The 17,607-nt window shown below is 68.9% G+C and carries 15 protein-coding genes; 10 read left to right on the plus strand and 5 right to left on the minus strand.

Annotated features, from left to right (window positions below; genetic code table 11):
• Window positions 1–513: 513 nt before the first annotated feature.
• Window positions 514–1,656: an LPXTG cell wall anchor domain-containing protein gene (locus ACM9NP_RS04435; RefSeq protein WP_415645276.1), complete on the minus strand. Its 1,143-nt coding sequence runs from the start codon at window positions 1,654–1,656 to the stop codon at window positions 514–516.
• A 413-nt stretch (window positions 1,657–2,069) separates the two neighbouring features.
• On the opposite strand from ACM9NP_RS04435, the gene ACM9NP_RS04440 reads away from it, so the two are divergent.
• The 6 genes from ACM9NP_RS04440 (at window position 2,070) to ACM9NP_RS04465 (ending at window position 9,758) form a co-directional block, all read left to right on the plus strand.
• Complete coding sequence (locus tag ACM9NP_RS04440) at window positions 2,070–2,810, plus strand: pyrimidine reductase family protein (RefSeq protein WP_415645277.1); 741 nt, start codon at window positions 2,070–2,072, stop codon at window positions 2,808–2,810.
• Window positions 2,810–4,546 (plus strand): ATP-binding protein, encoded by a 1,737-nt coding sequence (locus ACM9NP_RS04445; RefSeq protein ID WP_415645312.1) that lies wholly within the window; start codon window positions 2,810–2,812, stop codon window positions 4,544–4,546. The genes ACM9NP_RS04440 and ACM9NP_RS04445 overlap by 1 nt, the downstream gene beginning before the upstream one ends.
• Before the next feature lie 130 nt (window positions 4,547–4,676).
• The gene (locus ACM9NP_RS04450; RefSeq protein ID WP_415645278.1) at window positions 4,677–5,843 is read left to right on the plus strand and encodes an exonuclease SbcCD subunit D; all 1,167 of its coding nucleotides are present in this window, start codon (window positions 4,677–4,679) and stop codon (window positions 5,841–5,843) included.
• Complete coding sequence (locus ACM9NP_RS04455) at window positions 5,843–8,275, plus strand: AAA family ATPase (RefSeq protein WP_415645279.1); 2,433 nt, start codon at window positions 5,843–5,845, stop codon at window positions 8,273–8,275. Before ACM9NP_RS04450 ends, ACM9NP_RS04455 begins: the two co-directional genes overlap by 1 nt.
• A 67-nt stretch (window positions 8,276–8,342) precedes the next feature.
• Window positions 8,343–9,305, plus strand: a complete 963-nt coding sequence (locus ACM9NP_RS04460; RefSeq protein ID WP_415645280.1) for a hypothetical protein — start codon at window positions 8,343–8,345, stop codon at window positions 9,303–9,305.
• 99 nt (window positions 9,306–9,404) lie between these two features.
• Window positions 9,405–9,758 (plus strand): hypothetical protein, encoded by a 354-nt coding sequence (locus tag ACM9NP_RS04465; protein ID WP_415645281.1) that lies wholly within the window; start codon window positions 9,405–9,407, stop codon window positions 9,756–9,758.
• A gap of 474 nt (window positions 9,759–10,232) precedes the next feature.
• On the opposite strand, the gene ACM9NP_RS04470 is transcribed toward ACM9NP_RS04465, so the two are convergent.
• A complete protein-coding gene (locus tag ACM9NP_RS04470) occupies window positions 10,233–10,991 on the minus strand; it encodes a 2-phosphosulfolactate phosphatase (protein ID WP_415645282.1) in 759 nt (252 codons plus the stop codon).
• Window positions 10,992–11,277: 286 nt separating this feature from the next.
• Between ACM9NP_RS04470 and trpS the strand changes: the two genes are divergently transcribed.
• Window positions 11,278–12,315, plus strand: a complete 1,038-nt coding sequence (trpS, locus tag ACM9NP_RS04475; RefSeq protein ID WP_415645283.1) for a tryptophan--tRNA ligase — start codon at window positions 11,278–11,280, stop codon at window positions 12,313–12,315.
• A gap of 410 nt (window positions 12,316–12,725) precedes the next feature.
• On the opposite strand, the gene ACM9NP_RS04480 is transcribed toward trpS, so the two are convergent.
• Window positions 12,726–13,739 (minus strand): TY-Chap domain-containing protein, encoded by a 1,014-nt coding sequence (locus ACM9NP_RS04480; protein WP_415645284.1) that lies wholly within the window; start codon window positions 13,737–13,739, stop codon window positions 12,726–12,728.
• A gap of 117 nt (window positions 13,740–13,856) precedes the next feature.
• Between ACM9NP_RS04480 and ACM9NP_RS04485 the strand changes: the two genes are divergently transcribed.
• Entirely contained in the window at window positions 13,857–14,573 is a 717-nt protein-coding gene (locus ACM9NP_RS04485) for a DUF3159 domain-containing protein (protein ID WP_415645285.1), read from the plus strand.
• Here ACM9NP_RS04485 and ACM9NP_RS04490 read toward each other — a convergent pair.
• Window positions 14,570–15,052, minus strand: coding sequence for a hypothetical protein (locus ACM9NP_RS04490; protein ID WP_415645286.1), 483 nt, complete (start codon window positions 15,050–15,052; stop codon window positions 14,570–14,572). The genes ACM9NP_RS04485 and ACM9NP_RS04490 overlap by 4 nt on opposite strands.
• A gap of 157 nt (window positions 15,053–15,209) precedes the next feature.
• On the opposite strand from ACM9NP_RS04490, the gene msrB reads away from it, so the two are divergent.
• Window positions 15,210–15,602 carry a peptide-methionine (R)-S-oxide reductase MsrB gene (msrB, locus tag ACM9NP_RS04495; RefSeq protein ID WP_415645287.1) on the plus strand — a complete coding sequence of 131 codons (393 nt, stop codon included), beginning with the start codon at window positions 15,210–15,212 and terminating at the stop codon, window positions 15,600–15,602.
• Window positions 15,603–15,655: 53 nt separating this feature from the next.
• Window positions 15,656–16,147 (plus strand): GNAT family N-acetyltransferase, encoded by a 492-nt coding sequence (locus ACM9NP_RS04500; RefSeq protein ID WP_415645288.1) that lies wholly within the window; start codon window positions 15,656–15,658, stop codon window positions 16,145–16,147.
• A 48-nt stretch (window positions 16,148–16,195) separates the two neighbouring features.
• On the opposite strand, the gene ACM9NP_RS04505 is transcribed toward ACM9NP_RS04500, so the two are convergent.
• Window positions 16,196–17,524, minus strand: a complete 1,329-nt coding sequence (locus tag ACM9NP_RS04505) for a C1 family peptidase (RefSeq protein ID WP_415645289.1) — start codon at window positions 17,522–17,524, stop codon at window positions 16,196–16,198.
• Window positions 17,525–17,607: the final 83 nt, after the last annotated feature.

The following is a 17,607-nucleotide window of genomic DNA, read 5'->3' on the forward strand; positions in this document are numbered from 1 at the left end:
GCTCGTCGCTTCTTCCTGCGAGACTTCCTGCCGCAACCGTTGCAACGCGGCGCTTCGAGCGCTCAGCTCGCCTTCAGCTCCTCCAAGAGCTCGGACGACTCCTTCAACAGACCGCGCAGTCTCTCGGACCGGGCCGACGGGGTCGGCAGCCGATGGCGGTGATCGCCACGGCGCCGGCGACGACGAACACCACGCCCGTCACGGTGGCGGTGGATGTTCGCTTCCGCGCCGATCCCCGGGGAACCCTGGTCCCAAGCGCAGGTGAACGAACGCGAGAACTCCGACCGTCCCGGAGATCGCCGCGGTCCCAACGCTCACCGTTCACAGCGACGACAGTGGGCTCCGCTTCGTCTTCTTCCGTTTCATGGCAACCATTCTGGGACGAGATCGCACCCTCACGGAAGCGTGCCCGGGCGGTGACGTGGCGACGGGTGCGGCAAACGGTCGTGGAAGGGAGGGAGGGCTCGCCCCGATTCGGAGCGAGCCCTCCCTTGTCGAGTTTCGTCGGGTTCGCTACGCGGACCGGCGTCGAGACAGGCCGAAGAGCACCGCGCCGAGCACGACGGCGATCGCGCCCACCACGAGCGGGAAGGTCAGCGTCGCACCGGTCTTGGGCAGCGTCTTCGTCCCGTCCACGACGGGGCTCGTCGACGGCTCACTCGGACCGGTGTCGCCGTCGCAGTCGAGCACGGGCAGATCGGCGGTGTCGTCCGCGGACGTCAACTCGGCGAGACCCTCGCCGGTCATGGCCGGGATCGACTGCGCGGTCGCCATCGTCATGACGCCGGGATTGTCGACGGCGTAAGGAACGGCGCCGACGTCGGCGGTCGCGTCGCACTGGATCTGAAGGCTCTCCAGGAACGTGACGGCTTTAGCCGCCGCCGCGTCGCGGCCACCCGACGCGAGCGCCTGACCGGCCATCGCGGTGGAGTTGCTGTTCTCGGGGGCGCCGGTGAACCCGGCGACGAAGGAGCCGTTCTCGTGCTGTTGCGACTCCAGCCAGTCGAGGCCCGCCGACGACGCGGTGGACTCGCCGGCCGCGAGGAGCGCGGCGACGGCGTAACCGGTGTAGTCGACGTCGCCGTCGCACACTCCGCCGCTGAGGCTCCAACCGAAGGCGCCGTTGTCGCACTGGGCGGCGGCGAGCGCCGCGACCGCGTTGGCGGAGGCGCCGCCGGAGGTCTGGCTGAGCGCGAGGATGGCGAACGCCTGGCCGAGGGGTGAGCTGTATCCGCCGGAGAAGACGCCGTCGGCATCTTCCAGACCGCGCAGGGCGCTTTCGAGATCGAGCCCGGCGAAGTCGGTACCGTCCCGGCCGCCGGCCTCGACGGCGAGAAGGATCTTGCCCAGCTGCGGCGCGCGGAAGCCGGACGCCTCGTCCCCCACATAGGAGGTCATGAGTTCCGGGTCGTCCAGCCAGTCGAGGGCGGCCGCCGTGGCGCCCGACGCGACGTCGGCGGAGACGAAACCGTAGATCGCGTCGGCGGTCAGACCGGCGTCGCCGAAGCCGCCGTCGGTGGACTGGGAGGCGAGCCAGGTGGCGGCTCCTGGACCGGCGGTCGGGTTGGCGGCGGTCGCGGGCGCCGCGACGGCCATCGAAACGGCGACGGCGGTCGCCGAGACGGCGACGCGGCCGAGGGTTCTCAGTACGGACATGGTTGGCCTTTCATGGCAAGGCCGGGCCGAGGGTGGAACGTGGAGGGTGACACCGCCGACGTGAAGACGGCAGCGTCCGTCTCCACGGTGCCATCCCGCAGACCTCGACGGGAGTAACAGGCGACGGGCGGGCGTGCCGGTCGCCGGGGGGCGGACGATCCACGGGTATTCGGGCTCACGCGGGGTCGTGCGGGACCGCCTGCGTCTACCGTTGCGGGTCAGCGCCGGGTTTTGACCGGTCTTCCCCCGAGGGATCGCACTGTTCGTTAGCAGGATGGCAGTCGGCCGCTCGCGGCGTCAAGGGGCGATCGGGCCTTATGACGCCGACCACCTGGCCGTTCCATTGAGGTGTGGCGGACGCGCCGGAACGGCGGACGAGGCGTCTTGTCATACCGGTATGGACAATAGCGGTCATGCGGCTCATTCATCCGAAACCGGTCGACGCGCTCGACACGGACGACCTCATCGACCTGTACGCGCCACCGCCCGAAGCGAAGGGGGCGTGGACGAGGGCGAACATGGTGTCGAGCGCCGACGGCGCGGCGACGCTCGACGGCCTCTCCGGCGGTTTGTCGGGCGGTGCCGACAAACGGGTCTTCAAGATCCTGCGGATGCGATGCGACGTGCTGGTCGCGGGGGCGGGCACTGTTCGCAGCGAGGGCTACGCGGGTCTGCGGCTCGACGAGGAGCGGCGGCGTTGGCGAACGGCCAACGGCATGGCGGAGCATCCGGTGATGGCGATCGTGACGAGGTCGGGCGCGCTCGATCCGGCGGCGCCGATCTTCACGGAGGCGCCCGTCCGGCCGATCGTGCTGACGTGCGCGGCGGCTCCGGACTCGGCCATCGACCCGCTGCGGGAGGTATCCGACGTCATCGTCACCGGAGAGTCCGATGTAGAGATGGGAGCGGCGGTCGACGCTCTCGCGGCGCGGGGTCTGCGCCAGGTCCTGTGCGAGGGCGGGCCGCACACGCTCGCGGCGTTGATCGCCGAGGATCGACTCGATGAGTTGTGCCTGACGGTATCGCCGCTGTTGGCGGGTCCGGGCGCACCACGGATCGTCGCGGGGGTCTCGTCGCCGCCGCGCGGTCTCGATCTGCGGCACGTGATCCACGCCGACGGCAACCTGATACTGCGATATGCCCGGCTGCGATGATGGACGGCATGGCTGAAGCCAAGGACATCGTCGGGCGTGTGCTCGGCACGGAGGACGCGACCCCACTGACGTTCTGGGTGGCGATCGCACCTGACGCGTACCTGCAACTCGATGACGTGGTGGTGACGCGGCGGCGGATTCCTGGCCGGGAGCCGGTGACGGTCTCCGGAGTCGTGACATCGGTGCGGTCACGTCACGAGGGGGCACAGTTCGATTCGGACGTGTTCGACATTTCGGACGGTCACCTGCCCGCGCAGGTCCAGGAGGCCGCCGAGATCACGGTGACACGGGTCGAACCGGAGGTGTTCGTTCCCCCGTGCCCCGGTGACATCGTTGAACGCGCCACCGGCGCGGACCGGGACGGGGCGCTCTACTTCGACCAGATGACGCGGCAGATCCCGCTCGGATTCAGCCGCGACGGGGAGCCGGTCTTCCTGAACGCGGACTTCCTGGACGGGACGCGCGGCGCGCACGTGTCGATCTCGGGCATCTCCGGGATCGCGACGAAGACGAGCTTCGCGACCTGGTTGCTCTACTCGCTGCTGCATTCGAAGGCGCTCGGGCCGGAGGCGGTCAACACGAAGGCGTTGATCTTCAACGTCAAGGGCGAGGACCTCCTGCTGCTCGATCACGACAACACGCGCTTGGACGCGACCCTGAGATCGAGTTACGAACGGCTCGGGCTTCCCGCGAAGGCGTTCTCGTCGGTGACGGTGCTCGCTCCGGCTCGCACGGGGGACCGCAACGGCGTTCCGGACGTCGCCTGCCGCACGACCGGGGTGGAGTCGTTCTATTGGACGATCGCGCAGTTCTGCGCGGATCGCCTGCTGCCGTTCGTGTTCGCCGACGCGGACGACGAGCGCCAGCAGTACACGATGGTGGTTCACCAGGTCACGGCGAAGTTGTACCGGGAGGCGAAGCCGAAGGACGACGGCGGCGCGGTCATCGACGGTCAGCTGGTCTCGTCGTACAACGAGCTGGTGGATCTGATCGTCGACCGTCTATCCGATGAGGACACAAGAGGCGACTGGGCGGGAACGGCGGTCGGACTCGGCACGACCAACGCGTTCATTCGACGCATCATATCGTCCACACGCGACATCGGCCGGCTCGTGCGGGGCGATCTGCCGCCGCGTCGAGTGCACGGCGTTCAGGCCGACAACGACGCCCAGGTCACCATCGTCGACCTGCACAACCTTCCCGATCGGGCGCAACGCTTCGTCGTCGGCGTCACCCTGCGGACCGAGTTCGAACGCAAGGAGAAGGCCGGATCGGCTCGGCCGCTTCAGTTCGTCGTCCTCGACGAACTGAACAAGTACGCCCCGCGCGATGGCACGAGCCCGATCAAGGAGATCCTTCTCGACATCGCCGAACGTGGACGTTCGCTCGGCGTGATCCTGATCGGCGCGCAACAGACCGCCAGCGAGGTCGAGCGGCGCATCGCCGCCAACAGCGCGATCCGCGTCGTCGGACGGCTCGACCCCGCCGAGGCGGGTCGACCGGAGTACGGCTTCCTGGCCACCGGACAGCGGCAACGGGCCCTGATGGCGAAGCCGGGGACGATGTTCGTCGCGCAGCCCGAACTCCCGGTTCCGCTGGTGGTCAACTTCCCGTTCCCCGCGTGGGCGACCCGCCCCGCCGAGGCGGGCGCGCCACCGGCGTCCGCGCTGCGGTCGGTGACCCAGGGGGTCGACCCGTTCGCGCTCGCCGAGGACGACGACGACATCCCGTTCTGACCATGACGATTCGCGTTCGGCGGCACCGCCGCTCGCGGCGATCCAGCGACGACCGCCTCCGACGCTCACGATCCGTGACGTTCGGACGCACCCGACAAGCACGCGCCTTCGGTACGAAAGGTAGCCACGTATGCGCATCCTGCACACCTCCGACTGGCACGTCGGGGCGACGCTGAAGAAGCAGCCCCGGATGGACGAGCAGGTCGCGGTGTTCGCGGAACTCATCGCGATCGCCAAAGAGGAGAAACCCGACCTGGTCATCGTCGCCGGTGACCTGTTCGAGACGGCGGCGCCCCGCGCCGACGCCCAACGGCTCCTGGTGCGGACCCTGTCGGCCCTGCGCGCGACCGGCGCGCAGGTCATCGCCGTCGCGGGCAATCACGACAACGGCGCGGCCATCGACGCCCTGCGCGGCTGGGCCGACGCGGCCGGCATTCAACTGCGCGGCACGGTCCGAGGTCGGGACAACCACATCATCACCGGGACGACCGACGGCGGCGAACGCTGGACGTGCGCGGCGCTGCCGTTCGTGTCGCAGCGCTACGCGGTGCGGGCGACCGAACTGTTCAACCTGACGGCCGCCGAGGCCGGGCAGTCCTACACCGACCATTTGCGACGGCTCGTCGCGGAGCTGTCGGCCTCCTTCTCCCCCGACACGATCAACCTCATCACCGGACACCTCACGGTCGTCGGCGGGCGCGTCGGCGGCGGGGAGCGGGAGGCCCACACCGTCGCCGACTACGCGGTCCCGGCGACGATCTTCCCGCCGTCGACGCATTACGTCGCGCTCGGCCACCTCCATCGCCGCCAACGCATCACGGCCGCGCCGTGCCCGGTGCACTACAGCGGCGGGCCGATCGCGGTGGACTTCGGCGAGGAGACGTACACACCCGGCGTCCTGATCGTCGACGTCGCCGTCGACGTCCCGGCACGGGTCCGACACATCCCGATCAAGGCGGCGGCGCCGCTGGCGACGCTGCGCGGAACGGTCGCCGAACTCACCGAAGCCACAGTGGATGAACGAGCGTGGCTGCGGGTGTACGTTCGCGAGAAGCCGAGGGCCGGACTGCGCGAGGAGGTGCAGGAGCTCTTCCCGCAGGCGCTGTCCGTCCACATCGATCCATCGATGACGGAACGCGCGGACGGGAAGCAGCGCGCGCCGCGAGCGGGCCGCACTCCACGGCAGTTGTTCGCCGAATACCTGGACGAGCGCGGCCACGACGACCCCGCCGTCGCCGCGCTGTTCGACGAGCTCTACGACAACGTGCACACCATCACCGAGGAGGTCGACGCCTGATGCGTCCGTTGCGGCTTGAGATGGAAGGCTTCGGGACGTTCGCAAAACGCACGACCGTCGACTTCACCGAGACGGACTTCTTCGCGCTGATCGGCCCGACCGGTTCCGGTAAGTCGACGGTGCTCGACGCGATGTGCTTCGCGCTGTACGGGCGGGTACCGCGCTGGGGCGCGGGCATCGAGTACGCACTCGCGCCCTCCGCGACGTCCGGCAAGGTGCAGCTCGTGTTCCGCGCCGACCAGCGGATGTACGTGGCGACCAGGGTCGTCAAACGCGGGGGCAAGGGCAAGGTCACGACGTCGGCGGCGGGCATGGAACTGCTCCCCGAGAAGACCAAACTATCCGAATTGGACAATGTCGCGGCGTTGCTGGGGACGTCGTTGACGAGTTCCGCCAAGGGCGTCAGCGAACACGCCGAACGAATCATCGGGTTGCCGTTCGAGCAGTTCACCAAGTGCGTCCTGTTGCCGCAGGGCGCCTTCGCGGAGTTCCTGCACTCGTCGGGTGCCGAGCGTCGCAAGATCCTGGAGAACCTGCTCGGGTACAGCGTGTACCGGGACATCCAGACCGTGGCCGGGGAACGGGCCCGTGACGCCGAGACGACGGTGCGACTGTTCGATCAGCAGCTCTCGGCGCTGCCGCAGATCGAGGACGCCGACCTGACCGCGGCAGCCGAGCGGATCGAACGCCTCAAGGAGCTCGACGGTACGGTGCGCGAGGCGGTCCCGCGACTCGACAGTGTCGCGGCGGAGGTCGAGGCGATCGACCGCGCCGTCGCGGAGGTCGACGCCGAGCACGCCATCCTGACCTACATCCGAACCCCGGACAATGTGGACGCCCTCGCTGCGGAACTCGCCGAGGCCACGGATGAGACCAAGGCGGCGGCCGACGTCGTCACCTCTGCCGAGGAGGGCGAACAGCGGCTTCGCCAGGAACGCTCCACCATTGATGTGTCCACGGTGGATGAACAGTTGCGCGCCTACGATCGCGCCGACGAACTGGCCGACAGCATCGAGAAGGGCCAGCCGCTGACCGAACGCGCCGAAACGGAGGCACACGCGGCCGAGACCACCGCCCGAGCGGCCGCCGAGGCGGTCACCGAGGCCGAGGACGCGCTCCGCCACGCGCAGCTGGGCCGGCTCGCCGAGACCCTACGCGCCGACCTGTCCCCCGGAGACGCGTGCCCGGTGTGCGCGCGCCCCGTCGCGGAGCTCCCCGACGACGGCGAGGCGCACGAACTGCGCGACCACGAGGCACTCCTCAAACGCGCCAAGACCGAGCACTCCGAAGCAGACCGGGCGGCTCGACAGGCTCAGCTGACGGCCGCGAACTACCGGACACGGCTCGACGAACGGCTCATCGAAAAGGAGGAGAACGACAAACTCCTCGCGCAGGCGCCGGACCGGCGCCAGCTGGAAGAAGTGCGCCGCCGAGCCGACGAGACCGCGACCGAGCTGGACGCGGCGGCCGGTCAGATCCGCGCCGCCCGTGACGCCCTGCGCCGAGCCGAGCGCCGTCGCGATGAGACGGCCGCCCGACTGGCGACGGAGTGGCAGAAGTACGACCACCACCGGGACAAGGTGGCACGCCTCTCGCCGCCGCCGACCGACCGGGGCGACCTGGCGGCGTCGTGGCGGACGCTCACGACGTGGTCCGCGTCCGAACTGGCGCAACGCAAGCGACGCCGCACCGAACTCTCCGAGCAGGCCGCGGAGCTGACGTCGCGACGTCGCGTCCTCGGCAACGAGCTCGCGCGGCTCCTCACCGAGGCGGGGCTGGCCCCCATCCACGACGGTTCAGGCGCCGACTACGTCGCTGCGATCGCCGCGGGCGCCGTCGCCGCCGAGGACCACCTACGGCGGATCACCGAACAACGCGCGGCCTTCAGCACGCTCAGCGAGCAGCGGGCCGAACAGCTCGACCGCGCCCGCGTCGCCAAGCAGCTGCACCAGCACCTCGGGACGCGCCAGTTCGTCAACTGGCTCCTCACCGAGGCGCTCGACGACCTCGTCGCGGGTGCCTCGGGCATCCTGCGTCAGATCACCGGCGGCCAATACGATCTGGCGTATCAGGACAACGACTTCCTGGTGGTGGACCATCACGACGCGGACTTGACCCGGCCCGTGCGCACGCTCTCCGGCGGCGAGACCTTCGCGGCCTCCCTGGCGTTGGCCCTGGCGATGTCGAAGCAGCTGTCGGGCATGTCGTCACAGGGCGCGAACCTGGAGGCGATCCTGCTGGACGAGGGCTTCGGAACGCTCGACGCCGCGACGCTCGACCAGGTCGCGGCGACGCTGGAGGGCCTCGCCGACTCGGGTGATCGCATGGTCGGCGTCATCACCCACGTGGCGGCCCTGGCCGAGCGGATACCGGTCCGTTTCGAGGTCAGCAAGGACGCCTTCGGTTCTCGCGTGACCAAATCGGAGGATTGATCGGCAACCGCAATTGGCACTGTGGATAGAATGACGGTCCTCGACGATTTTGAAAGCGGCCACACCGATGCGAATCACCGTCAACGCCTGGGATCCCGGCTACGCCGACACCGGCGATCGAGTCGGTGACTCCAGCCGGGCCAAGCTCGATGTCAATGTGGAGCTCTCCGGCGCGGACTGGCGTCCGCTGGGGCCTCCCCCGGCGTCGGCCGCCCCGCCGCGCGTCCTCCTCGTCGACGGCGTTCGTCGTCTCGACGCCCGGATCGACATCCAGACCGACGAACCGACGCCGTTTCCGGGCCTGTGCGCGTCCTACGCGGCCGGGGTCGTGGTCTGCCAGCTCGACGGAGACTCGCCCGCCGCCAGGATCGCCGCGACGAAGGTCGAACGCGGCCTCTTCTCGGCCGCTGCCGACGGCGACGTCGCGGCGGGCCGGATCGCCGTCTACCGGGGACATCGCGTCAACGCGGAGGAACCCGGAGACCTCGTCAACGCGGTCCAGGATCGTCTGTCCTTGTTGGAGGTCGAGGTCGCGGAGCTGGCCGAACCGGGATCGCGCGACCTCCTCGTCATCGACGGCTCGCTGCGTCAACGGGCGCACCTGATGCGCGCGGTCGGCTTCGTCAAGTCCCACCAGCGCCGCTATCTGCCCGACGAGCAGGCGCGCGTCATCGACGAACTGAAGCCGGGGCAGCGCACGCCCGTGTTCCTGTTGGAGACGCCGTGGCGGCGGCACAGTTGGTACCTGAGGTTGCCGGGCGGCGGTGACGGAGCGTGGGCCGGCATCGCGCGTCTCGAGTGCGCCGCCGACCTCGACATCTCCGACGTCATGGAGCTCGCGGACGCGTCCGCCGCCGTCCTGCCCCGGCTGGCGTCCTCGCCGCACAAGGACCCTCGCGCACCACAGAACCTCACCCCGATCGCGGGCCTGGAACGGTCGCTGCGCGCCAAACTCGGCGATCCGAGGCTGCTGCTGCGCGGCTTGCGCGCCGCGACCGCGTCCGCGTCCGCGAACAGCGCCCCCCGCTGACCCGATCGGGTGACGAAGGCGCGCCCGGCGGCCGGAGCCGGATCGAGGTCCTCCCGCGTCTGCCACAATGCGATCCATCGCCGATGGGAAGGACCAACCATGCACGTCGTCATCCTCTGGTGGGAGCTCGCGGAGTCGGATCAGACGATCGGGTCGCTGCGCCGATACCTGCGCGACGAATCGGTCGCGGCGTTCGCCGAGGTGCCGGGATTGCGTTTGAAGACGTGGATCTCCGACTCCGACACCGACAGGTGGGGCGCGGTGCTGTTGTGGGAGTCCCGCGAGGCGTCGCTTCGACCCACCCCCAGCCGAGCGGCGGAGCTCATCGGATACCCACCGACCACCCGTCACGAGTTCGACGTGGAGGCCACCGTCGAGGGACGATTCGAATCGGCGCAACTGGCGCTGCTGGGCCTGGCGTTCGCCGACGAGACCGGTCCCGAACGGAGATGACGCCCGGACGAACCATCATGGATGGACGCCGGCGGTGACGTGACCACCGCCGGGCGCGTCCTGGACCGGCACCCACGTCGTCTCGCGCCTCGCCGTGATCCCGCCCCGAACTCACGCGATCCTCGGGATGTCGAACAGGCCCGCGATCAGGGGACTCCGTTTCCGCCTCGCGGGCGCGGGCGACATCTCGCCGCGTCGTCGACACGGCCGTGTCGTGCTGCGGTACGCCTGAAGACTTGACCGACAACGGAATGCGGGCATCGACGCAAGCGACGCGTCCACCTCGTACCACGGCGAAGGCGCCCCACGGGCCTTAGGGCCGTGCGTGAACCCAGTTTCCTGCTGCGCGCCCACCAGCCGGCACGTGGCGGCGTTGTCGGCACGGCCGCACACAACCCCGGTATGCGCCCACACCTCCGCCTGCCACGCCGCCTGGAGAAACCTCGCGACGGAAGAGGGCTTGCACACAGACACTTAGTCGGCCGCGTCGACGAACGCGCCCGCCCGCAGCACCGGCACCACATTGGACCGATCGACGGCGATGGCCGCGGCGACGTCACCGTCGAAGCCCCGCTCGACGAGTTCCCGCCCGCCACCACAAGCGGTGACGAGATCACTGACGTCGGCGGCGACCGGACGATATCCGGCGAGACATGCGGCGGCCTCCGGCGACAGACGCTCGCGCGGCGCCCCCAGCGCGTCCAGGATCGCCCCCGCGCCGAGTTGGTCCTCCAGACAGGGCCGGAGGCTTTCGTCGGACCAGCGCTCGCCCGAGGCGACCACGACCACCGGCCGGGCGGGCGTGCCGTAACCCGAGCGCCGGAGGTACGCGCCGACCGCCGACGCGTTGCGCAGGCTGCCCGCCACGACGGTCGCGCCGGATTCGACGGCGGCCGCCGCGATCGTCGAACCGTTCGGGGACGGCAACACCAGCCGGGCCGTCACGGGAGCGGCCTCGAGCGCCGCGGGCGACAACGACCAGGGGTGGGTCTCGGTGACGGCGGCCCGACCGACCGCGAGGACCGCGTCGATCCGAGCGGCGTACGCCGCCGCGGAGTCGTCGCGCCAGCGGTACGGATAGACGGCGCTGCCTCTCTCGACGGCGATGGTGACGGCGGTCGTGAAGGAGAGCACGTCCACGACGACGAGACAACCGTCGGCGGAGACGAGTTCGGCCGCTTCGCGTGGTCCCCAACCGAATCTGACGGCCGAGTCGCGTTGTCCGAAGATCATCGGGACATTCTCCGACCGCGTGACGAGGAGACCCGGACAGGGGCGGCGGCAGTGCGGGGACCGCCCGATCGGCGCCCGTGGCGCGGGCGAGCATCGGCCGATCGGCGCGGCGGTCGTGCTACCGTCGTTCGCATGTGTCGCATCCTCACCTCCAGCTGGTGGCCGTCCTCGGACGGCTGAGAGTGCGCGCATTTCACACTTCCTTCGGGCCGTCCGCACGGGCGGCCCGCAGCGTTTCTCCTGACGGGACGCCCACGGGCGGCCCGCATTCGATACGGAGAACGCCATGTCGACCATCGTCAACGCTCCCAACGCACTGAGCATCCCACAGTCCATTGAAGACAATCCGGGTGACTTCCGGATGCTCACCGGGGACCGACCGACCGGGCTGCTGCACGTCGGGCACTACTTCGGAACGCTTCAAGGCCGCGTCCGATTGCAGAACCTCGGCGTCGACACCCTGGTGCTGATCGCCGACTACCAGGTCCTGACCGATCGGGACGCCGCCGATCGGCTGCCGCACTACGTCGAGGAGTTCCTGCTGGACTACCTCGCCGTCGGTATCGACCCAAGTCGGTCGACGATCTTCGCACACAGTGCCGTCCCGGCACTGAATCAGCTGCTGCTGCCGTTCCTCAGTCTCGTGTCGACGGCGGAACTGTCGCGCAATCCGACCGTCAAGGAGGAGATCGCCGCGTCGGGACGGGACGCCGTCAGCGGACTCATGTTCACGTACCCCGTCCACCAGGCGGCCGACCTGCTGTTCTGCAACGCCGACATCGCGCCGGTCGGCGACGACCAGATTCCACACCTCGAACTGACCCGCACGATCGCGCGGCGATTCAACGACCGGTACGAACCGCTGTTCACGTTGCCGCAGGCGTTGCTGTCACGGGCTCCCCGCCTGCGCGGCCTCGACGGCTCCGCGAAGATGGGCAAGAGCCTCTCCAACGCGATCCCTCTCTCGGCGAGCGCCGACGAGACGGCCAGGATGATCCGAACGGCGACGACGGACGCCGATCGACACATCACCTACGACCCGGAGGGCCGACCCGAGGTGTCGAACCTGCTGCTGATCGCGTCGCTGTGCACGGGCCACGACCCGCACGAACTCGCGGATGGACTCGACGGGGCGGCGGCCCTGAAACGGCTGCTGACCGAGGCCGTGAACGAGCACTTCGCGCCGATACGCCTGCGCCGCCAGGAGTACGCCCGTGATCGAGCGCAACTCCGCGCGATCCTGCGCGACGGCAACGCCCGCGCCTCGGCGATCGCCGACGACACCCTGGCCCGAGTCCACCGCGCGATGCGCACCGCCTACTAGCCGCATTGCCCAAGCGGGCGGAGTTCGCCGACTCAACCTCGTCGACTCCGCCCCGGCACCACGGACAACGGTCCGCTTGGTCAGGCGAATCGCGCGAACGCGCTTGATTCCGCAACTCGCCCAACCACGCCACAGTAGACAAACCCTGCCCACCAGAACAGCCATGCACAACCCCAGCCGGATAGGAGGGGGAGTCTGAGGGTGGAGACGCCAGTCGCCCCCTCAGGAAACGGAAGAACCGCCGAGGGTGAGGGTGGAGACGCCAGTCGCCCCCTCAGAAAGCGGAAGAACCGCCGAGGGTGAGGCTGAAGACGCCAGTCGCCCCCTCAGAAAGCGAAAGAACCGTCAAGGGTCAGGGTCGAGACGCCAGTCGCCCCTAGGAATCGGAAAGACCGCCGAAGGCGTGGCGATCAGCCCATCGAGTCGGCGCTGGCGATGCCGAGGACGGGAAGGTACATCCGCTCGCCGTCGGCCGTGAACGCGTCGTAGACGATGTCGTACAGGTCCTCGATACCGAAGGCGCGCAAGGCGTCGACCATCATGTGAGCCGCCGTGTGGGTCGAGTCGCGGTCGCCGTCGCCGAAGCGACGGGTCCAGTTCGGATTCGCGCCGCCGTTCGGTTTGCGGAAGCCGAGCCCGGCGAGGTAGCCCATCCCGGTGCGATATGAGCCCTTGACGGCCGCAGACGCCTCGATGTCGATCCCGCCGTGGACCGTCGCGAGGACGTAACGCGCGGACCAGTCGCTGGTGCGAAGGATGACGGTGCCCGCGGTGTCGACGATCGGAACGTCGCCCGCGATGTCGCCGAGGACACCCGACAGTCGGGCCGTGAACTCGCCGAGGTCGTTGACGGCCGGTTCGGACGGCAGTTCGGGAAGCTTCGTGTACGCCGTCCACCCGGAGACGTCCCCACGTGTGATCGAGTACGCCTCGACCTTCTCCAGGGCGTCCGTCGCGAGGAGGCGCAGGCTCACGCCACCGTGGAAACGGCGCAGGTGCAGTTCGACGGTGAGCACGGAGTCGCGCCAGCGAACCCACGGTCCACCGTCGCCGCCCCGGACGTCCGGTTTGCCGAACTCCTTCAGCATCGTCCGCAGCACCTCGCGGAACACGATCGTGCGGTGATTCTCGCCCTGTTGGCCGCGCACGGCGGAGCGCAGCAGCATCAGTTCGACGGCGTAGAAGTCGGCGCTCGACTTGATTCCGGCCTGGGTCGGGATCCGGTCGATGATCGCGGCACCCGTCTCGTAGCCGGTCTCGGCGCGCCACATGCCGACGTCGACCTCACCGTGCTGAAGCTGCCACCCCAGGGCACTGATCGCCCTGGTCACGTCGTTCTGGCTCCACCGGCCGAAATTGACACGCTGGAGTCGACGCAGGAGCTTGATGAGCTCCTCGTCCGTCAACCGTTTAGTACCCAGCATCAAGCGCATATTGCCATCCCGCCGCAACCCGCGTGAGGCGGGCCGCCCGTTAGCGGTGTCGGGAATCTCCCTAAGGCATGCCTAACCAACAGACATAGAAGCGTTTACAGTGTTGGCGTGAGTGACGGCCGGAGCGAGCACCCCGAAACCCTCGCGAGCCTCCTGGGCGGCCGGAGGGGAGCGATCGACGCCACCCTGCCACCCGTCGCATTCGCGCTCGCGTGGGCGATCAGCCAATCGATACCGATCAGCGTCGTGGCGGCGGTCGTGGTCGGCATCGGTGTCGCGATCCATCGTCTGCGAGGCGGGACCAGGCCCCGCGCCGTCCTCATCAGTCTCGGCGGGGTCGTCATCGCCGGGATCATCGCGCTGTACACCGGCCGAGCCGAGGATTTCTTTCTGCTGCAACTGTTGTCCAACGGGGGCAGCGCGCTGGCGTGGGCCGTCAGCATCGTCATTCGCTGGCCGCTGCTCGGCGTGGTCGTGGGGACGGCGCTCCGCCAAGGCGGGCGATGGCGTCGCGATCCAGCCCTGCTGGCGTCCTACGGCGCCGCGAGCTGGGTGTGGGTGTGCCAGTACCTGATCCGGCTCGCGGTCTTCATTCCGCTGTGGTGGCTCGGTTGGGCGACGGCCCTGGGATTCGCGCGCGCGGCGCTGACATGGCCGCTGATCGCGGCGTGCATCGCGGTCAGCTGGTGGGTGTTCAAGCGGCGGCTCCCCAGCGGCCATCCCGGTATCCGGCATCCCGTCGCGCCGGAATCGGCGGACTCGACGGATTCAAAGCGGTCCACGGACTCGACGGATTCGAATTCGGCCATTGAGGACGAGCGCTAGGAGGCGCTGCGCTGCCAGCTGCGGTAGGTGTCCCACATGTTCCGCAGTGTCGACAACTTCTCGTCGAAGTGGGCGTCCGCCCCCAAGCCGATGCCGTCGTATGGCACCCGCAGGCGCCACACCTTCCCCGACTCCAGGTAGATGACCGGGACGGTGCGACCCGCGCGGCGTTCGGCGCGAATGTCGATTATGTGATGCCAGGGCGCGTATTCCCGGCGCTGCTTCCCCGACAGCACCGGATGTACGCCCGACTCGTCGAGATCGATCCCGTCACCGCGCGTCCACGACGCGGACGCCACCGCCGCGACGAGGAAACCGGTGGGCAGAACGATGAGTTCCACCCATTCGAGTTCGGCCGCGGCCGCCAGGACGATGATCGGCAACGCGAGCAGCGCCGCCGTCATCAGGCCCGCCCGAACGGACCGAGCGACGATCTGTCGGCCTGTGGGCCGCAATCGGATCGGTAGCGCCGTGGACATCGACCCACCACCTTGCCCATTCACGATCGGGTCCATTGCGTCGATGGTGACACATTCCACGCCACAGGAGACCACATTGGTCGCATATCCAACAGTAAGACGCCGACATCGGGGCCACTGTGGTATACGAGGCCGGCGAACGCGTTACGGTGGGGACGTGACTGAAGATCCGTGGCGCGCGAAACTGACCAGCGAAGAGTTCAAGGTGCTCCGACAAGGCGGCACCGAGCCGGCGTTCACCGGCGAATACACCGACACCGAGACGGTCGGCGTCTACCACTGCCGCGCCTGTGACGCGCCGCTGTTCTCCAGCTCCACCAAGTACCACAGCGGTTGCGGCTGGCCGTCCTTCGCCGACGCCGAGAAGGCCGCCGTGACGCTCATCGAGGACCGCTCGCACGGGATGGTCCGTACCGAGGTCCGGTGCGCCAACTGCGGTTCACACCTCGGGCACCTGTTCAGCGGTGAGGGGCTCGCGCCCCGCGATCTGCCCGATCAGCGGTACTGCATCAACAGCATCAGCATGCGGCTCGAACCCGCCGAGAGCTGACCGGTCGACGAAAAGCGCTGGACGGCGGCGGTGCGGCCCAGCACCATCGGCGGATGACCACCACCCCGTGGACCGCGCTGACCGTCGAGCACATGACGGCCGCGCACGCCGCCGACATCGCGACCTGGCGCTACGACGGCCCCTGGGCGGTCTACGATCCCGGCGAACCGCCGGTTCCCACGGACGACTACCGGGTCGTCCTCGACGAGGAGCGCGCCGTGGTCGGGTTCTGTTGTCTCGGTGCGGAGGCGCGCGTCCCGGGCCTCGCCGAGGACCCCGGCCTGATCGACGTCGGCGTCGGCCTGGCGCCACGCCACGTCCACCATGGATACGGTCGCGCCTTCGCGTCCGTGGTCCTGGATTGGGCGCGCAGCCACGCCGCGCCGAAGGACCCGGACTCGATTCGGCTGCGGGCGGTCGTCAAGGACTGGAACACGCCGAGCCTGCGCTTGACGCGAGCGCTGGGTTTCTCGGAGAGCGGGCACCATCGATGCGAGCAGGACGGCGCCGTCGTCACCTACGTCGTGATGACGACGGCTTCCTGACGTTCGGTTGTTCGGAAGGGGCGACCGGCGTGGTCGCCCCTTCGGCGTTCATCGGGCGAGGGATCCCATCGGGTCCCAGGCGGGAAGCGTGATCGGCGCGGTGTCCAGGCCCGCGAGGACCTCCGCCGACAGTCGGGATCGATGGACGGCGACCTCGAAGACGTACTCCCCGAACCAGGAGTCCATCATCGTGTAGTAGCCGGAGGCTCCGTTGCCGTCGCCCCAGCTGTTCTCCACGCGCCACTTGCCCGGAGCGCCGTCCACGAGGTCGACGCCGGTGAACAGCATCGCGTGGGTCATCGCGGTCTCCTGGTAGCGAAGCCGTTCGGCCTTGTCGAGCGGGTACTCGGCCCCGTACAGCGCGCCGTAGTCGAAGAGCTTCGCGTCCCACACGCCCTGGTCGCGGTGGCCCTGCGGTGCGACGTCGCAGCCGAACCAGACGGGTTCGCCGGACACGATCGTGTCGGCGGTCGCCTGCCGGATCACGTCGATGTCGACGTTGAGGTAGACCACCTCGGGACCGTCGACGATGTTGCCGAGACGATCGACGGTGTACGTCTGGCCGTACGGGTTCCGCGGGTCGTGCACGAGGCATACGTACTCGGACAGCGGCAAGCTCACGTACTTGTCGGCGAACTCGCGCGGGGTGAGCACGCCGTCGCGGTGGAACTGGTCGTCCTTGTCCTTCCACTGCCAGACGAACTCGGTCGGCGGGGTCCCCAGGTGCATGCAAAGAACCTTGTGGACGGTCTCGAGGACCTCGTCCTTGACGGCGCGCAGACTGGCGGCGTCGGCGCCTCCGGCGGACGCGGCCCGAAGGCGACGGGCCGCACCGCGCAGGATGCTGCGGAGCACGGTGTTCATCTCGGCGGTCGCCGAGGAGGAGTGCGTCTCCGGCATGGCCGACTTCGGCACGAGACCGTGTTTGGCGACGAGCGCGACGAACATGTTCCACTGGCCGCCGTCATCGGCGGCGGTGCGGAGCACGTGCGCGAAGGTGCGGTCGTCCTCGTCGGCGGCGGCGAGATCGATGACCGCTTCGAGGAAGTAGTTGGCGCGTTCCAGCTTGTCGAAGAACAACGTGTAGTTCTGGGAGAACTCGAAGTCCTTGAGGTTCATGGCCTTCATCGCCTGGGGCCGCAGCAGGTTCAGGCCCGCGAACATCCAACATCGACCGCTGCGCTTCTGGTTGGTGACCTTCCAGTCGTCCAGGTGGTGTGAGACGGCGGGATCGATCGCGGTGAGCACCGCGTGGTCGGCCGCGACATCGTGCAGTGAGGTTCGGGTCAGGGCGTTCTGGCTGAGCTTATTGGTCGGGTCGGCGGCGAAATCGGCGCGCATCGCGGCGATCCGCTCGACGGACAACGAAGCGTCCATTGTCGATCTCCTGGGGTGGGGGGTAGTGACCGTACTGGCATCTTAGTCCTTACGCCCGCCCGCACGGGGTCCGTGACGTGGTG

This window comes from Stackebrandtia soli, from assembly GCF_965137155.1.
Lineage (GTDB): Bacteria > Actinomycetota > Actinomycetes > Mycobacteriales > Micromonosporaceae > Stackebrandtia > Stackebrandtia soli.

What these genes read in the sequence shown, in the direction of transcription:
- ACM9NP_RS04460 (WP_415645280.1), top strand. Translation starts at nt 8,343, where the DNA reads ATGCGAATCACCGTCAACGCCTGGGATCCCGGCTACGCCGACACCGGC.
- ACM9NP_RS04465 (WP_415645281.1), top strand. Translation starts at nt 9,405, where the DNA reads ATGCACGTCGTCATCCTCTGGTGGGAGCTCGCGGAGTCGGATCAGACG.
- ACM9NP_RS04450 (WP_415645278.1), top strand. Translation starts at nt 4,677, where the DNA reads ATGCGCATCCTGCACACCTCCGACTGGCACGTCGGGGCGACGCTGAAG.
- trpS (WP_415645283.1), top strand. Translation starts at nt 11,278, where the DNA reads ATGTCGACCATCGTCAACGCTCCCAACGCACTGAGCATCCCACAGTCC.
- ACM9NP_RS04435 (WP_415645276.1), bottom strand. Translation starts at nt 1,656, where the DNA reads ATGTCCGTACTGAGAACCCTCGGCCGCGTCGCCGTCTCGGCGACCGCC.
- ACM9NP_RS04500 (WP_415645288.1), top strand. Translation starts at nt 15,656, where the DNA reads ATGACCACCACCCCGTGGACCGCGCTGACCGTCGAGCACATGACGGCC.
- ACM9NP_RS04455 (WP_415645279.1), top strand. Translation starts at nt 5,843, where the DNA reads ATGCGTCCGTTGCGGCTTGAGATGGAAGGCTTCGGGACGTTCGCAAAA.
- ACM9NP_RS04470 (WP_415645282.1), bottom strand. Translation starts at nt 10,991, where the DNA reads ATGATCTTCGGACAACGCGACTCGGCCGTCAGATTCGGTTGGGGACCA.
- ACM9NP_RS04445 (WP_415645312.1), top strand. Translation starts at nt 2,810, where the DNA reads ATGGACGGCATGGCTGAAGCCAAGGACATCGTCGGGCGTGTGCTCGGC.
- ACM9NP_RS04440 (WP_415645277.1), top strand. Translation starts at nt 2,070, where the DNA reads ATGCGGCTCATTCATCCGAAACCGGTCGACGCGCTCGACACGGACGAC.
- ACM9NP_RS04490 (WP_415645286.1), bottom strand. Translation starts at nt 15,052, where the DNA reads ATGTCCACGGCGCTACCGATCCGATTGCGGCCCACAGGCCGACAGATC.
- ACM9NP_RS04480 (WP_415645284.1), bottom strand. Translation starts at nt 13,739, where the DNA reads ATGCTGGGTACTAAACGGTTGACGGACGAGGAGCTCATCAAGCTCCTG.
- ACM9NP_RS04505 (WP_415645289.1), bottom strand. Translation starts at nt 17,524, where the DNA reads ATGGACGCTTCGTTGTCCGTCGAGCGGATCGCCGCGATGCGCGCCGAT.